The organism is Paenibacillus aestuarii (genome assembly GCF_027789125.1).
Classification (GTDB): Bacteria; Bacillota; Bacilli; order Paenibacillales; family NBRC-103111; genus Paenibacillus_E; species Paenibacillus_E aestuarii.
This window is the reverse complement of sequence record NZ_JAQFVF010000027.1, coordinates 53075-70342: the sequence shown is the minus strand read 5'-3', so window position 1 is coordinate 70342 and position 17268 is coordinate 53075. Positions and strand designations below refer to the sequence as shown.

At 54.0% G+C, this 17268-nt stretch carries 13 protein-coding genes; 4 read left to right on the top strand and 9 right to left on the bottom strand.

What is annotated here, in order from left to right:
- Positions 1–47 precede the first annotated feature (47 nt).
- The 8 genes from O9139_RS12835 to prpB all read right to left on the bottom strand — a co-directional run bounded on the left by O9139_RS12835 (position 48) and on the right by prpB (position 11978).
- Positions 48–1175 carry a Ger(x)C family spore germination protein gene (locus O9139_RS12835; RefSeq protein ID WP_270879878.1) on the bottom strand — a complete coding sequence of 376 codons (1128 nt, stop codon included), beginning with the start codon at positions 1173–1175 and terminating at the stop codon, positions 48–50.
- Positions 1172–2272 (bottom strand): GerAB/ArcD/ProY family transporter, encoded by a 1101-nt coding sequence (locus O9139_RS12830; protein ID WP_270879877.1) that lies wholly within the window; start codon positions 2270–2272, stop codon positions 1172–1174. Before O9139_RS12830 ends, O9139_RS12835 begins: the two co-directional genes overlap by 4 nt.
- Positions 2273–3817 carry a spore germination protein gene (locus O9139_RS12825; protein WP_270879876.1) on the bottom strand — a complete coding sequence of 515 codons (1545 nt, stop codon included), beginning with the start codon at positions 3815–3817 and terminating at the stop codon, positions 2273–2275.
- 63 nt (positions 3818–3880) lie between these two features.
- Positions 3881–5812, bottom strand: coding sequence for a hypothetical protein (locus O9139_RS12820; RefSeq protein WP_270879875.1), 1932 nt, complete (start codon positions 5810–5812; stop codon positions 3881–3883).
- A 137-nt stretch (positions 5813–5949) separates the two neighbouring features.
- Positions 5950–8265, bottom strand: coding sequence for a glycoside hydrolase family 95 protein (locus tag O9139_RS12815; RefSeq protein ID WP_270879874.1), 2316 nt, complete (start codon positions 8263–8265; stop codon positions 5950–5952).
- Positions 8266–8485: 220 nt separating this feature from the next.
- On the bottom strand, positions 8486–9928 hold the full coding sequence (locus O9139_RS12810; protein WP_270879873.1) for a bifunctional 2-methylcitrate dehydratase/aconitate hydratase: 1443 nt from the start codon (positions 9926–9928) through the stop codon (positions 8486–8488).
- 35 nt (positions 9929–9963) lie between these two features.
- Positions 9964–11085, bottom strand: a complete 1122-nt coding sequence (prpC, locus tag O9139_RS12805) for a bifunctional 2-methylcitrate synthase/citrate synthase (RefSeq protein WP_270879872.1) — start codon at positions 11083–11085, stop codon at positions 9964–9966.
- Positions 11082–11978: a methylisocitrate lyase gene (gene prpB / locus O9139_RS12800; protein ID WP_270879871.1), complete on the bottom strand. Its 897-nt coding sequence runs from the start codon at positions 11976–11978 to the stop codon at positions 11082–11084. The genes prpC and prpB overlap by 4 nt, the downstream gene beginning before the upstream one ends.
- A 732-nt stretch (positions 11979–12710) precedes the next feature.
- Between prpB and O9139_RS12795 the strand changes: the two genes are divergently transcribed.
- Positions 12711–13145, top strand: a complete 435-nt coding sequence (locus O9139_RS12795) for a hotdog fold thioesterase (RefSeq protein WP_377526511.1) — start codon at positions 12711–12713, stop codon at positions 13143–13145.
- A 302-nt stretch (positions 13146–13447) separates the two neighbouring features.
- Here the strand turns inward: O9139_RS12795 and O9139_RS12790 are convergent, their stop codons facing one another.
- Positions 13448–14425, bottom strand: a complete 978-nt coding sequence (locus tag O9139_RS12790) for a helix-turn-helix domain-containing protein (RefSeq protein ID WP_270879870.1) — start codon at positions 14423–14425, stop codon at positions 13448–13450.
- A gap of 59 nt (positions 14426–14484) precedes the next feature.
- Between O9139_RS12790 and O9139_RS12785 the strand changes: the two genes are divergently transcribed.
- The 3 genes from O9139_RS12785 (at position 14485) to O9139_RS12775 (ending at position 17255) form a co-directional block, all read left to right on the top strand.
- Positions 14485–15327, top strand: a complete 843-nt coding sequence (locus O9139_RS12785) for a phytanoyl-CoA dioxygenase family protein (protein WP_270879869.1) — start codon at positions 14485–14487, stop codon at positions 15325–15327.
- 9 nt (positions 15328–15336) lie between these two features.
- On the top strand, positions 15337–16161 hold the full coding sequence (locus tag O9139_RS12780) for a sugar phosphate isomerase/epimerase family protein (protein ID WP_270879868.1): 825 nt from the start codon (positions 15337–15339) through the stop codon (positions 16159–16161).
- Positions 16162–16757: 596 nt separating this feature from the next.
- The gene (locus tag O9139_RS12775) at positions 16758–17255 is read left to right on the top strand and encodes a hypothetical protein (RefSeq protein ID WP_270879867.1); all 498 of its coding nucleotides are present in this window, start codon (positions 16758–16760) and stop codon (positions 17253–17255) included.
- The last annotated feature ends 13 nt before the right edge of the window (positions 17256–17268 follow it).

Sequence of the window (17268 nt, the reverse complement as noted above, 5' to 3'; positions counted from 1 at the left end):
GCCTACAATGAGTACGGCTGCCCCTAAGGCAGCCGTTTTTTATATGCTTATTCAATACCCCCGAGGCCTTGAATCGTAATTTGCGGCGTCACGGTAACTTGTGCATCCGCAAACGCTTTTCCCCATTCGTCCTGTACGGGCTTCCATGCCTGGTACTGATAGGCTCTGGCCAGCAGCCCATAGCCGAAAGGATCCAATTCATGCTCCTGGCAATTTTTAATGAGAGCAGCCAAGGATAACTGCAGCTCCTTGGTCAGCTCGTCCTGCAGCCATTTCGCCTCCGACTTACTGTTAAACGGGAAGTCGACGGAGACAACGTTCACTTTCATCCGTAAATGAATCTGAAACTGAAATTTATTTTCGGCATAGCCGACTTTCACTTTTCGCTTGTAAGCGCTGAGCGCAATATTGACCGCGGAATGATCCGGCTTGCTCTCCTGCTCTGCACGATGAACAGGGACCGTTAGCGACATATCGCCCTTAAATTTATCTTGCAGCAGCAGTAGCAGCGCAGTTTCTCGGAGCGACAGTGAAGTCACATACTTGCCCTTCTCGCTGAGCAGACTCGTTCCGGTGACCTTGACACGATTATCGGTTTTTCGGAGTTCGATGATCGAAGGGGTAATACCTTTATCCGCCATCTGCCTGCGGAATTCCGATACATTCGTATTAACGCCATGGTTTCTTTCCCGCACAGTATCCACCAGTTTCCTCACATGCAAAGCAAGCCTCGGCTTATCTGGCGGCTGCATCGAAAATAAATCTTCCATCTTTCCGTCCACCATGACCAGACGGCTCGTCCCCTGTTGTTTGGGGTCCCGATAGAGCAAATCCAAAGATTTGATCCACCCTGCATCCTGTTCAAGCAGCCGCTTGCTGACCAGAACGGTCTGTACTTTACTTCCGATGGTTAATCCCGTGAGTTCGGCATCGAATTTGATTCTGGACTCCCGCAGGGAAGATGCGGTCACTTTTGAATTTTCCGTATTTTTTTTCGCTTCTTTGTAGAACACCGGGCTTTGCGAATAAAAAACCATGTGCTTATCCGGATCCAGATCGATGCCCAGCATCAAGGTAATGGAAGCATCCTCCAAATACATTTGATCGTAACATCCAGAAGTCAGCAGCAGGCTTAAGCCTATTAACATTCCTTTGTTGATGCGTTTCATTTTCATTGGACCGCCCCTTTGGAGAATCGACGGCGTAGGCTGACGACAATCCACAATAAAACAGGAAATAAGTACGCTGTGAAAAACCCGAACCGCGATAAACCTTTATCTAACAGGGTGATTTGACGACTGGTTGGCGAATAGAAGAAGGATAACACAACTAATACAAGCACGACGATTCTCAGATGGGAACGATGGTCTTGTTTGCCGAGCAGCTGGGAAGAGCCGAAAACGCTGTAATACACGTAAATAATCCAAATTCTGGATAGCATGATGATATAGCCTAATAAAATAATCACGTCGAATCGCTCGAAAAAGCGGAATTCAATAACTTTTAACACTTTGATCGTCGGATATTTAATATTGGCGATATCATCAGGCGAGAAAAACAGGAAGCAAACGAGGACAATAATCAAATAAATGATTAAGGTCATGCTGTTGGCGATTACAATCCCTTTCACGGCCATCTCTTTATGTTTGAGGAACGGGTATAAAATAAAAGCCGTTTCAAAGCCGAGAAACGAAAACACAGTCATCTTCAGACCTTGAAGAACCGGCACCCATCCCTCTCTCAGTACGGGCAGCAGATTCACCCAGACGGCATCCCGGATCGGATACATGTACAAAAGGAGCAGCCAAATAAATAGCCAGTATGTCAGCTCGGCATACCTGCCAATAACCCGAATATGGCTTCGCGCCACCGTATACAGGGGCAAGGCGAACAAGAGCACAATCAGATAATTGGGCGTCTTGGGCAGCTGCTGCAAGTTAATGATAAAAACCGATGTCGTAAAGGTGATGTAAAAGGCATACAGGAAATAAAGGATAAAAATAACGTTCAGGCCGGTCCCCGCCACTTTTCCAAAATAGCGCGGCAGTAAATCGTAGATCGTGTCCTCCGGGTGTTTTTTCATAGTCGAAATGATGAGCAAACTGACGCCCAAGGAAATCGCCCAGCTGATGATCAGGGTGATCCAACCGTCCATCCCGGCAATTTCACCGAGCATACTAGGCAGCGATATAAGGCCGACTCCAATTTGTGCCCCATGCAGCAGGAAAACGTATTGCATAAATGTGATGTCATTTAAAGCATACTTTTTCAATTAGTGCTCATCCTTCGAATGATGATTTTGACCGTATCGGTTCTCTTGCACCGGCTTGACGCTTAAAGGCCTTTTTTTCATTTTCCATAAGGGGAGCCGGACGAAAGTATCCTTCCAATCCGCTAGCCTTAACGGGCTTATCGGGCTTAAATAAGGCGTGCCGAGAGATTCGAGTGAGATCAAATGCCCGACCATAACGATGAAACCGACGCCAACGCCGAGAAGTCCGTAAATGGAAGCGATAATCATCATTGGGAAGCGGATCAGACGAATCGTAGCCGACATGTCGTGATTCGGAATGATGAATGAAGCGAGACCTGTCAGCGCGACGACAATCACCATAATATTACTGACGACGCCGGCTTGCACCGTAGCCTGTCCAATGACGATCGCGCCGACAATCCCGACGGTTTGGCCGATCGGCGCCGGTAGCCTAACCCCCGCTTCTTTGAGCATCTCAAGCGTAACTTCCATAATCAAGGCTTCCAGAATAGGCGGCAGCGGAACGTTTCCCCGCGATTCGCCTACGGAAAGCAGCAGCCGCAAAGGGATCACTTCAAAGTTGAAAGAGATGACGGCAATGTAAATAGACGGTAAAAAAATGGTGACGATGAAGGCTCCGAATCGCATAAGCCTTAAGAAGCTTGAAACCTGCCAGCGGATGCTGTAATCGTCGACGCTTTGGAAGAACGTGGAAAATGTCGTTGGCGCGATCAATACCCCTGGGGATCTGTCCACCACGATGGCCATTCGGCCCTGAAGAATCTGCGAAGCAACGGAATCCGGCCGCTCCGTCATCGCGAATTGCGGGAACGGGGAGTAAGGGTTGTCCTCCAACAGTTCTTCCAATTCTCCCGAATTGATGATGGCGTCAACGTCAATCTGCTGGATCCTGTCCTCCATCTCCTGCAAAATTTGCGGATTCATCACGTCTGCCAAATACATCAGACTGAGCTTCGTTTGCCCTCTTCGCCCGACGATGAACGTTTTGATTTTTAACTCCCGATTTGGAATAAATCTGCGGATCAGCGCGACATTCTGGCTGCCTGTTTCGACGAAGCCCTGATGCGAGCCCTTGAGCGACGCTTCAAGCGCAGGGTCTTCAATCGCCCGCTGCGGCCAGCCCTGCGTGTTTAAAATTTCTGCAGACCGCACCCCTTCTACGAATATCGCGCTTCTCCCTTGCAGAATGGCAGCTTCTACCTGCAGTAAATCGCTGCACGACCATAGATAGCCAACCGTGATCATGTGCTCCACGCTCATGTTGGCAGGGTTGGATTCATGCATCAGCGGATACAGCACATTATCATTAATGGATTTGTGGTCCGAAAGCTCGTTCATATAGACTAGAGCCGCTTCTTGTCCTGTTGCCTTAATTTGAAAGAAGCGGACCACGAAACCCGGCGCCATGGAGAATATATGTTGCAGGTCGGTTATGTTTTGCTGTAAATGAGGACTGATCGGCATGGGCATATATCCTTCCGCCACTTGCTCTGCCAGTTGCTGGTGCTGCCTGCCTCGAAGTATTTGACGTAGAAATCCCATGGTTCCACCTGCCCCTACGATACCTTTCCGTTAGATTGCACAGCCCTTGGAAAAATATGCATGCTAGACCAACTGGATATGGAATGTACCGGAGGATGTCCCCGTCATTTCAATCACTTGAGCCCCGTTGAGAGCGGTAAGACGAAGCCCACTGACATGCCGTTCGACAACGATATCGAAGATCCGGCCAAACGCCCGGATCGACCGCAGCTCCATCCGCTCCCAATCGGCCGGCAGCCTCGGGGAGCAAGTGAACTGCCGCAGACCCGTCGGCATGATGCCGAATAAGCCTTCAATGACAACCCGGCACCAGAGGGCGCTCTCGGCAGACAGATGGCGCTGGTTGCCTTCCGGATAGGCCTCCACGGCATATGGAACATGATCGCCCAGAAGCCGCCTGCGGGCATACGTTTGCAAGTAAGGCAGCACTTGATTCACTTCGCCAGCCGCTAGCATCCCGCGAAAACTGTAAAGTGTAGAACGGTCCCAATACGTCGTATCGCCAGCTTGGGTCAGCACGCCCTCCTCCGACCAGAGCCGGGGCGACAACAGCGCTTGGATAGTTCCCTCCCGGCGCTCCATCATGCCTACGGTTAACGGCAGGCAAATCCAGGAGCGCAGAATCGTATTACCCTCATAATAGCGATACGTTTCATACCCTTCCACCTTCGCGCCAAAATAAGAATCGATGGCCGCTTTCAGCTCCTCAGCCTTTAGCGAATACAGCTGGCTATCCGCCGGCTTTGCCAGCGAAGCGGCCAGTTTTGCCGCCAACGCATAGCCGCTATAAGCCAGGCAAGACGTCGCCAAATTGGCGTCTCCGCTAGGGAACCGACCTTCCAGTTCATCGGAATCCGAGGCGATGACCCCATCGCTGGTCCGCTTCCTGTCGCAGTAGGCCAAGCACCAGACAATCGCCGGCCACAGCTCTTCCGCGGCGTCGCGGTCTCCAAGCGTCAAGGCGTAGAGGGAAGCGCCGTACGCATACATCGCCGCATCCCCGCGATCCCCCGCCCCTTCCCAGATATCGACACCTTCGGCAATGATCGAGGATGGAATCGGCTGGAAGTCCGGCCCCATGAAAGGCATATATAACCGCATGGCGTTCATCGTCGCTTCGTGCGCGACAGGGTATCCCAAATAAGCGAAAAATGGCGCCGCATACTCGATCTGATCGTTCGTCCACACGGCGGCATAGTAGCTCCCCCCGCCTGGGCCATGCATGAGGCCGCCTTTTGTCTGGAAAATGCTCTCTGCAGCCCGCAGCTTGGCGAAGGCAAACATCCGGTTCAGCACAGGTTCCGGCGTCTCCAGCTGCAGATCTTGATGCATCAGCTGAACCACAAGAGCCCGCCGCTTTTCCTCCTCCTGCCGGTAATCCTTCAACTGCTCCTGCTTGCGCAGCGGATAAGCACTAATGCTTACGTAATACGTGTACGAGCTGTGCGGCTGCAGAACGAGTGGCTCCTGGAAGCTGTGCGCAAAGGCAAATACATAAATCCCTGCGGTTCCCTTCACGGTCGGCGGAGCCTCTGGCACGACGATTCGCACGAGGACAGGCTGTGAGGATGGGTTGATGACCGTTATTTTTTCGATACAAGACGGGGCATCCGTGGAAGGAAAAAGCGTCCGACTAACTTGAAGCGCGCGATCCGTTGTACTGCAAATATGGAGGAAGCCGTCAAACGATATCTGCACCGGCCTCTCACTGGTCACCGCCTTGCCGCTTACGTAAAGCTGCGGCATCTGCTGCAGCCCAAAATCGCGGATCAGACTTGCGTGCGTATCATTAGGGATCGTCCGCAGGCCGGGCCACACGAGTTTGCGGGATAAAATCAACTCCCCTTTGGCGTCCACCCCGTAACGGACGATGACGGAAACCTTCTTGCCGCTCATCTCCAGATGGTCCGTGTGCGGTAACCGACTGTCGGTCTGAAGCTCCCATACGATACCTCCATCAGCAGAAAGGGACCATCGGTCTTGTGATTGCTGCATGCCAGCACCTCCTTTTATTACAAAGAGAATACGCATCCATCGAAACGGTTATGTTAGCCGCGGCACAAAATGAAAAAGTCTTGGCCAGCGCATCTGCCAGTTCCAGCGAACTGACACATGCGAGGCCAAGACGTAGATTAACCATTCAGCCTAACGTAATAGCGGCTGCCTGCTGCAACCGTGAACAGGTATAGGCCGTCCCCTTCGGCTTCCACCTCGATCGCTTCACCGCCCGCGTCCCGGACGCTCAGCGGCTGCTCGCTACGAATCGCACACATACCATCGTGCTTCGCATGCAGCAAAGCCAGGGCGAGGCGTCCGTCGCGCCAAGCGATATCGACTTCGCAGCCGCCGCGGGCGCGCAGTCCGGTCACTCGTCCGCTGCCCCATGCCTGGGGTAGCGCCGGCAGCAGCTGAATTTCACCCATGTGCGATTGCAGCAGCATTTCCGCTACGGCTGCCGTGCCGCCGAAATTCGCGTCAATCTGGAACGGCGGGTGGTCGCCGAACAGGTTGGGATGGACCGCGTGACTGATCATCGCGAGCAAATTGTCATAAGCGAAGTCCCCTGCCTGCAGCCGCGCCCAGAAGTTAATGATCCACGCCCGACTCCAGCCGGTATGGCCGCCGCCGTTCGCCAGACGCCGCTCCAGTGTCGTCCTGGCCGCCTGTGCCAGCTGCGGCGTATGCTGCGGCGTGATCTGTTCGCCCGGATGCAAGGCAAACAGGTGCGAGATATGCCGATGCCCCGGCTCCACTTCTTCATAATCGTCCGCCCATTCCATCAACTGTCCATGCTTCCCGATCTTCGGGGCAGGCAATCTCTCCAGTGTTTGCGCTAGGCGGGCGGAGAAGTCCTCATCGATGCCGAGAATCCGGCTCGCCTCCATACAAGCCGTAAACAACGCATGGATGATTTGCGAATCCATCGACGGACCGATCGCCAAACAGCCTACATTGCCATTCTCCAGCCGGTAGCTGTTCTCAGGCGACAGCGAAGGGACCGTGACCAAGCGGCCCGCCGCGTCTTCCACGAGGAAGTCGAGGAAAAAGTGCGCCGCCTCCTTCAAGGTCGGGTACGCGCGCTCAGCGAGAAAGCTGTAATTGAGTCCATAACGGTAATGTTCCCAGAGATGCAGCGACAGCCACGCGCCGCCCATCGGCCAAAACACCGCCGGAACGTATAGACCCACGATATCGGTTTCGGCCCACAAGTTCGTGGCATGATGCGCGACGAAACCGGATGCGCCATAAACGCTGCGGGCCGTCCTGCTGCCGTTCTCGCGCAGTCGATCCAGCAGATCGAACACCGGCTCGTGGCATTCAGCGAGATTGCATACTTCCGCCGGCCAATAGTTCATCTGCAGATTGATATTCAGATGATAATCACTTTCCCACGGCGGCGTGTGACTCTCGTTCCAGATGCCCTGCAAGTTCGCCGGCAGCGTCCCGGGGCGCGAGCTGGCCATCAACAAATAGCGCCCATACTGGAAAAACAGCGCGATCAAGCCCTGATCCTCCTGCCCGGCCTGCAGTCGGCGCAGGCGTTCGTCCGTCGGAAGCAGCGCCTGCTCAGCCGACGGATCGCCCAATTCGAGCGAGACACGCTCGAATATCGCCCTGTGCGCGGCCGTGTGCGCGGCCCGCACTGCGGCAAAGCCGTGAGCCGCAGCCGCTTCGACGCGAGCGCGGCCCACGGCCACGGGATCGGCGTGGCGGAACGAAGTCGCCGCCGCCACGTAGAACGTGACGCTTTCGGCGCCTTCGACCGCAAGGAAATCGCCGATCACCCGCACGCTGCCGCCTTCGGTGACCGCTTTCAACACCGTGCCGAACGTCACCCCGTCCGGCCCGCACTGCCCGTTCATGACGACGCCAGCCTCTCCCCAAGCCGCCGTGTTCCCTTCGAACGGACGGCGGGTCACGTTGGCGCTGAGCGTCAAGCGCTCCGAGCCTTCCGCTTCGAGCCGGACAACGAGTACTTGGTGCACGGTGCTGGCGAACACTTCACGGCGGAACTTGGCCCCGTTCATGCGGTAGGATACCGATGCAATGCCTGTCGCCAGATCCAGCTCGCGAACGTAACCGCTAACCTCGCCGCTAGCCACAGCATTGTACAGATTCAAATCTCCCAGCGTCTGGTAGGGAGCGATATGTTTCGGAGTGGCCGTCATTGCCATCCGCGCCAAATATTCGGCCTCCGCCGGTCGTCCCTCAAACATAAGGCGGCGAATTTCGCCCATATAGCGGCTCGCATCCGGGTTCTCCCTGTCCGCAGGACCGCCATACCATACGCTGTCTTCATTGAGCTGGATGCGCTCCTGCTGCACCTTGCCGAAAACCATGGCACCCAGACTGCCATTGCCCACAGGCAGCGCTTCCACCCATTTGCCTGCCGGTTGCTTGTACCAAAGTTTCAGATCACACTGCTCCTGCCTCGTAACGTTATCCACTTAATGACTCCCCCATCGTAAAAACTGCAATAAACAAACGAATAGTGCCCTCCCCTTAAGTTTAAAGACGAACGGCAGGACAAGACAGGTAAAAAACTAACCTCGTTAGGGATAAAACAAACTTCATCCTAAAGCCGCCCTCGCGCTGTGCCAGGCAATATGAAAGCAGGCTCCTCCTATTAGAAGAAGAAGCCTGCCCTGCGAGTTTCGCCTACAGAGGTCAAATCACAAACAAATCTAGGAACTCATGAACAGGTGCCGCTTCTAAGCGGGCTTGGTCTTGGCACAGCTCATAGATTGTTTGCGCCTGTTTGGCCGGAAAACGGGTTGCCAGATTGGCGGCGAATTTCCGCTCCAGGACAGGGATACCTTCCGCCCGTCTGCGGCGGTGCCCGATGGGATATTCAACTTCGGCTTTTTCCGTCGCGGTGCCGTCCTTAAAAAACACCTGGACGCTGTTCGCAATCGAGCGTTTGTCAGCATCAAGATACTCCCGGGAGTATCTTTCCTCTTCAATGGTCACCATTTTGTCGCGCAGCGCATCGATACTTGGATTAGAGGCCACTGCGTCTTCATAGTGGTCAGCCGTCAAATCGCCATAAATCAGCCCGACCGCCGTCATATACTGCAAGCAGTGATCGCGGTCTGCAGGATTATGCAGCGGCCCTTTTTTATCAATAATCCGCAACGCCGATTCATGGGTCGTCAGGACGATCCGATCGATGTCATCGAGCCGGTCCTTCACTTGAGAGTGGAGCAGCAGCGCACATTCGACTGCGGTTTGGGCATGGAACTCCGCCGGGAAGGAGATTTTGAACAGCACATTTTCCATTACGTAGGACCCGTACGGTTGCTGGAATTTGAGCTCATAGCCTTTGAATAGCACGTCGTAGAACCCCCATGTCTTCGCCGTCAATGCGGACGGGTAACCCATTTCCCCTTTTTGCGCCATGAGCGCCAAGCGGACCGCCCGGCTTGTGGCGTCGCCTGCCGCCCACGATTTGCGTGAGCCGGTATTCGGCGCGTGACGATAAGTTCGCAGCGCCTGCCCGTCAATCCAGGCGTTCGACACGGCGTTCACGATTTCATCCTGGGAAAGCCCCAGCAGCGCGGACACGACGGCAGTCGAAGCGACTTTGACCAAAATGACGTGATCGAGCCCAACGCGGTTAAAACTGTTTTGCAGGGCGATCACGCCTTGAATTTCATGCGCCTTGATCATGCCTTCCAGGACGCTGCGCATCGTCAGCGGTGCTTTGCCTTCGGCAGCCCGGCTGCGGCTAAGGTAATCGGCGATCGCTAGAATGCCGCCCAGATTATCCGATGGGTGTCCCCATTCTGCGGCCAGCCAGGTGTCATTATAGTCCAACCAGCGGATCATGCAGCCGATATTGAAGGCAGCCGTCACCGGGTCCAGCTGATAGGAGGTACCGGGCACCTTGGCGCCGTGCGGGACGACGGTACCTGGAACGATCGGCCCCAAATGCTTGGTGCACTCCGGATAGCGCAGCGCCAGTAAGCCGCAGCCCAACGTATCGATGAGGCATAGCCGTGCGGCTTGCCAAGCCTCTTGGCTGTCAATGGAATAGGAGGAGACGTAATCGGCGATGTCTACGAGCACTTGATCCGGTGCCGGTCTGACGTTATTGATAGGCGACGACATGTGATTTTTCCCCCAATGCGTATAGGAATGATGAATTAAGCCCGCTTCTCTAGCGGCAGCCATTCCGTCGGCTCAGGTCCGATGTAGTCTGCGCTAGGACGGATCAGCTTGTTATTCGCGCGCTGTTCCATAATATGGGCTGCCCAACCGGCCGTGCGGGAGATGACGAAGATTGGCGTAAACATTGCTGTTGGAATGCCAAGCAGATGATATGCGGATGCCGAATAAAAGTCGAGGTTCGGGAACAGCTTCTTCTCACTCCACATGAGGTGCTCGATGCGCTCCGAAACGTTAAACAGCTTCAAGGTGCCGGCTTCTTCGGAAAGCCGCTTGGACCAGACTTTGATCACATCGGAGCGCGGATCGGAAGTGGAGTAGACCCGATGGCCGAAGCCCATGATCAGCTTCTTTTGCGCGAGCATGGCCCGCAGTCCGGTCTCGGCTTCCTCCGGCGAGTCGAACTGCTCGATCAGCTCCATCGCCGCTTCGTTCGCTCCGCCATGCAGCGGTCCGCGCAGCGTGCCGATCCCGGAAGTGATGGCGGAATAAAAGTCCGACAGCGTCGCTGCCGTGACTCGGGACGCGAAGGTCGAAGCATTGAACTCATGCTCGGCGTACAAAATGAGCGATACGTCCATGCAGCGTTCATGCAATTCACTCGGCTTCTTGCCGTGCAGCAAATGCAAGAAATGACCAGCGATGCTGGCATCATCGGTTTCTGTCTCGATGCGGGAGCCGTCCTGGTGGTAGTGATACCAGTACAGCAGCATCGACCCGAAAGATGCCATCAGGCGGTCGGCGATATCCGACTGCTTTGTCGCTTCTTCCGGCTCCAGCGTGCCGAGCATCGAGCAGCCGGTGCGCAGCACATCCATCGGATGGGCGCTGCCCGGCACCAGCTCCAGCACTTGCTGTACGGCTTGCGGTAATCCGCGGAGTTTGGCGAGCTTGGACCGGTAAGCGCTCAGTTCGGTCGGATTCGGAAGCTTCCCGTAAAGCAGCAAGTACGCCGTCTCTTCAAAGGTCGCATACTCGGCTAAATCACTGATGGCGTACCCTCGGTAATTGAGCCCTTTGCCCTCTTTGCCTACTGTGGCGATGGCGGTCTGCCCTGCGCTTACTCCTGCTAAGCCACCTGTCTTCTTCACCGTTGTCATTTGCCTTCCTCCTTCTCCATGTCGAAAAGTTCGTCCAGTTTCTTCTCGTAATCGAAGTACTGTAAGAAGTCGTAAAGCTCCATTCGGGTTTGCATGGCAGCGACCGCATTCGCCTGTGTCCCTTCGTTTCTGATCGTCCGGTACACCTGCAAAGCTGCCGCATTCATGGCTCGGAACGCTGAAAGCGGGTAAAGCACCATGCTGACCCCGGCTTCGCCGAGCTCTTCCTTCGTGAACAGCGGTGTTTTGCCGAATTCCGTTATATTCGCCAATACCGGCACCTTGACCGCATCCGCAAACTTGCGGTACTGCTCCAACTCAAGGACTGCCTCCGCAAAAATCATATCCGCCCCCGCTTCCACGCAAGCACATGCCCGTTCAATTGCCGATGCCTCTCCTTCAACAGCCAAAGCGTCGGTGCGCGCCATCACGATGAAGTTCGGGTCCGTCTTGGCGTCGACGGCCGCCTTGATCCGAAAGACCATCTCCGCCTGGCTCACGATCGCCTTATTCGGGCGATGTCCGCAGCGCTTGGCCGTCACCTGATCCTCGATGTGTACTCCGGCTGCGCCGGCGGCCGTCATGCTGCGAATCGTGCGGGCGATATTGAACGCGCTGCCGAAGCCGGTGTCCGCATCGACAAGTACTGGCAGCTCCGTCGCCGAAGTGATCCGGCGCACATCCTCCAGCACGTCGTTCAGCGTCGTGATGCCGAGATCGGGCAAGCCAAATGACGCATTGGCTACGCCCGCTCCCGATATATAAAGCGCCCGATACCCTGTGCGCTCGGCCATCACGGCCGTATAGGCGTTGATCGCGCCGACGATTTGCAGCGGTTTCTCCGCTTGCAGCGCCTCCTTCAGACGCAACCCTGGTGATTGCAGCTTGCTCATGTATATCCCTCATTCCTTTGTGATATGACACGGTTCGTTTACAGACCAGCCTTCTTTAAAATTTATGTGTACCAAAGCCTGGCTAGACTGATAATTGTGCATGAAGCGTAAATGAGCTCGATGCTCCATAGGCCGTGCTGCCAAGTCATTTTTCAGTATTCAGCGTACGTATACTGATAGGAGACGCAAAGACATCCATGGTCCTTCACGTGTGAACATTTGATTGGTCATTGAGGGTTTGTAGGGAGTTAGCTTGGTTGGATGGGATAGCGAGGGTATGCAAGGAGCTAGCTTGGTTGGATGAAAACCTGAGGGGGATTTGGAGTTAGCTTAATTGGGTTGAAAACAGAGGGTTTGTGGCGAGCTAGCCTTAATTGGATTGGAAACAGAGTCAGCTTGTCTTCTCGGAGAGGCGGAAATTAGTAAAGTGGTGCTTGAAAAGGGGTTCGTCGTAATTAAAGATATCTGGTAATCTTATCCATGTTATAATTCTAGTTAGCTAGAGAGCCCCGCAGCGGCGGAACTTCACCGGCTCTAATGCGCTCCTCTAAAGCGAGGATTCCGCTTCAGAACACCCCAGATGCGCCCTCTTTGCTCTTCCACAACGCGGCTCCGCTCCCCGTGCCAGATGCACTGTGCGCCAAGCAGCCACAAGCCGCAAATTGCAACTTACTCATATTGAAGGAGGCTTCCATCATGATTGTGTCCGAGCAAATTTATCAAAAGTACGGTATGAACCTTGAGTCGTTCATTACCTTTATGAAAGAACGCGTGCAGAACACCGCCATCGCCGCGCTGGGCATCGAGATCGCGGAGCTGGAGCTGGACCGCGTGGTCATGACAATGCCAGTTGGACCAAAGACGCATCAGCCTGCAGGTATTTTGCACGGGGGCGCCTCCGTCCTGTTGGCTGAAACCGCTGCCTCCATCGCTTCGGAAATCAATATCGATTACCGCAACTATGCTGCCGTGGGGCTGGAGATCAACGCCAACCACATCAAAAGCAAAATAGACGGCATCGTGACCGCTGTCGCCACACCGCTGCACAAAGGGCGGAAAACGATGGTCTGGGAAATAAAAATTTCCGACGAGGCGCAAAAGCTAATCTGCATATCCCGCTGCACCGTCGCCATTCTTGACCTCCAACCAGGCAGCGCTCAAACTTGACGCCATTCAGCGTCCCCCCAGCTCAACACGTATACCATGCATGCACCACAGTACAAACAAGGCTGTCACCGAGCAGCAAGCATACGCTACATCAACATCAGCTTTTCTGCTTTACCGTGCTCTTGGTTACATCGGCATCAGAATTTCTGCTTTTATCGTGCTCTTCCGCTACATCAACATCAGCCTTTCTGCTTTACCGTGCTCTTCCGCTACATCGGCATCAGCCTTTCTGTTTTACCGTGCTCTTCCGCTACATCGGCATCAGCCTTTCTGTTTTACCGTGCTCTTCCGCTACATCGGCATCAGCCTTTCTGTTTCCGCCATAATCCCGGCGTTGTGCCGGTGTTCTTCTTGAACGCCTTGGAGAAGTGGTGGATGTCGGCAAACCCGCAATACTCCGCCACGACCTCCTGCGCGTAGTCCGTCGTCTCCAGCAGCTCCTTGGCATGGCGTATTCGCATCGCGAGCAGATACTGGTGCGGGCTCACCCCGTATTGGCGCTTAAACAAAGCGCTGAACCGGGAAGGGGACAAGCTGGCGCGCTCCGCCATATCCTGGACCGAAAGAGGCTCGCTCAAGTGAAGCGAAAAATACGAAGTGATCCAATTCAGCGCCGGAGACGCGCTGTTGGCGGCACGCTCGTGGGGCAGATGCTCCTCCAGGAGAGCCAGAATGATCTCCGTCGCCAAATGCTGGACTTTTAACTTGGCTATTGTCGTGCCTTCCTGCCAGCGCTCGATCAGCTGGATCAGATGGTCTCTCGCCTTTTCCGGATTGCGCAGCTTCAAGCGCACAGGGACTTGAATCGCGTAAGTATCGTCCAGCCGCGGCTGTAGCAGAGAACGGTAGGCGGCCAGATCAATTTGCCCGGGCCTTGTCGGAAAGCTCAGCTCCCGCTCCTCGTTATAGAACACATCAAAGTGTGCATAGGGGGTTATCGTGTCGGTCACCCCTTCCAAATCAACCAAGCTGCCCGGTTGAATTAGACAAAATTCGCCGCGCTGCAAACGATAGACAGCACCATCGACTATAAAACGGCACTCCCCTTCCTGCACGTAAACGAGGAGATAGTCGAGCAGCCTCCGCTCCGGAGATCGCCACGGGTGCCGAACCGCATAATCACAATCCCGGACGAAGGGCACGATCGGGGGATGAACCTCTTTTTCCGTTAAACGCTGCTGCATCATCATCGGCTCCTGCACATCATTTTCCTCGAACATATCATGAACGTGAAGCCAAAGTACAGTCGTTTTTGACAAACAACGAAGTGAGCGTGACAAAGCGCCGCGGCGCCTCCTTTTTTTATAATGAAAGAAGAGAACCGAGAGGAGAGCTTGTCATGAACGATCCAATAAAATTAAGCCAACTGCCAGCTATGCATGAAGATTATGCCTTAACCGGGCAGGAAATCCAATCCTATCAAGAGAATGGCCACATTGTGCTGCGCGGCGTAGCCTCCGCCGAAGAAATTGGCATTTACGAACCGATCATGAGCCAATGGGTCCAAAAGCTCAATAAACAAGACAAGCCGCTCCATGAAAGGGATACGTATGGGAAAGCTTTTATCCAGATTACGAATCTGTGGAAAAAAAGCGAGGAAGTCGCCCGCTTCGTGCTTGCCCGCCGCTTTGCCAAAATCGCCGCCGAGTTGATGGGCGTGGAAGCTGTGCGCATTTATCATGACCAAGCGCTTTATAAAGAACCGGGCGGCGGCCACACTCCATGGCACCAGGATCAAATCTACTGGCCGCTCGATACCGCCAATACGATCACGATGTGGATGCCGCTCGTGCCTATTTCTGTGGAAGTCGGCTCGATGACCTTCGCCTCCAAATCGCAAGAGGCCGGCTACATCAGCAAGACGGTGATCTCCGATGAGTCGCACCGCACGCTGCAGCAATTCATCGATGCCAAAGGCTACGAGAAAGTGAACCACGGCGCCATGGCAGCCGGTGACGCCACATTCCATGCCGGTTGGACACTGCACAGCGCGCCAGGCAATCCGACGGAAACGATGCGCAAAGTGATAACAATCATTTATTATGCAGACGGTACCCAAGTAGCGGAACCCGACAGCAATGCGCGCAAAAGCGATCTGGACGCTTGGCTGCCCGGCTGCCTGCCAGGCCAGCCCGCTGCCAGCCATTTAAATCCCGTTGCTTATTCAGCAACGCACAAATAAGGAGGCGCCATGCAGCTTAAGCTAATCAAATCTTTATGGGGGATGAACGGTTCGCTCGAATCGCAAATCCAGCAAATCGCGGAAGCCGGCTACACCGGTGTTGAAGCCGCCATCGGCTATATGGATAATCGGGAGGAGCTGTCCCGCCTGTTAGCGCAATATAAACTGGAGTTGATTGCGCAAGTCATCACAAAGGGAAACAGCGCAGAAGATCATATCCATAGCTTTAAGGAGCAAGTGGCGTACGCCACCCATTATGGCGCCATTCTGGTAGATGCGCACGGGGGCAAAGACAGCTTCGACCGCGACCAGCTCAGGCAGTTTTACGATGCCGCCCTGAATGTTGAAGCCTCGCTTGGCGTCCCGATCGGGCACGAGACCCATCGCGGCCGTCCGCTTTTTACGCCGTGGACAACGGCCGCGCTGCTGCGGGAATTCCCCGAGCTGAAGCTGACGGCGGATATTAGCCACTGGCTGTGCGTCTGCGAATCGTACCTGGATGACCACGCCGAAGCGCTGCAGCTGGCCGCTCAGCGTACGCTGCATATTCACGCGCGCGTCGGATATCCGCAAGGCCCGCAAGTGCCGCATCCAGCCGCGCCGGAATTTGAGCGGGAGCTTTATGTGCACGAAGCGTTCTGGGAGGCGGTGCTCGTGCAAAGTCAGGCGGAGCATCGGCCATTTGTAACGATGACCCCGGAATACGGACCACCCGGATATTTGCACACCCTGCCATTTACCAAGCAGCCTGTCAGCGATCTATGGGAGGTTTGCAGCTGGATGGCAAAACGCTTCTCCAGCCGCTTTGCCAGCTATTTCGCGCCAACTGAATAGAAGCGTCGGCCCTCTGCCAAGAGGGCTTTTTTCAACATTAGCGCACATATACGACTCTAAATAGGGTGACACTAACATTCAGAGAAAAAGTTAGTAACTTTCAGACCTATTTAGGGAGGATCCGCGTTGGCTATCGCAATCGTACTATCTGTTAGCTTGATCCTTCTTCTGTTTTTTGTCCTGCAACCAAAAAACATGCATCTGTTCGAAATCCTGTTCAATTGGATGGTATTTATCCTCATCTACGGAGATTTCCTCGGAGTTATCTCAGCGCGAGCCGAACGGCTGACCAATGATCCCAATACGGTTCATATTTGGTCCTATTTTTGCATCCGCTTTATTATTTTTCCTATATTTTCCATATGGATTATGGACCGCCTTTCCATTCCCCGCACTTGGGGCTACAGGCTGGCAACATGCGTCCTAGGGATTACTTGCCTGGTGATAACGGACTATCTGTTTGATCGTTTAATCGACCTTCCACGGGGATCGTGGCATATCCTCTTTTTATATGTAGAATGGTGTGCAATCCTCCTTGTTCTCTATATCTTAAACTGCTTCTTCCGCAGTCTGAGCCTGAAGGATGTGAGAAAGTATTGATTTTGCTTCCTGTCAAATTTGATCTCAATGAGTGGTTCATCCTCATCACGCTTGCTCTCGGCTATGGCATCATGTTCAGGCTGCCGCCAAGATTTCCGAAATCGGTCGTCATCCTCGTTCTCCTGCTCAGCATCAGCATCGTGAAAATCGTCGATGTCGTTTGGATGCAGCCGCCTTATGATCTATACGATGTAAACGATACCCCTTACTATGAGCTGTTTGACTTCTTTACCTGGTTCTTGTATCCCCCGTTTGCGTATTTTTGCGTCTACGTCTATGACAGGCAGCAGCTGAGGGGGTTGAGCATCGTTCTGTATGTTGTAGCATCTGCGATATTTTCCACGGCATTTGAAGGGCTCGCCGTACTATGCCATGTATACACCTACAAAGGATGGAGATTTTTCTACTCCTTTCCTGTCTATATCACAGTCATTACCTTGACACTGGCATTTTTCCAGTATCTCAAAATCTATTTCAAGAAGCCCAGAACTTAAATCGCATACAAAC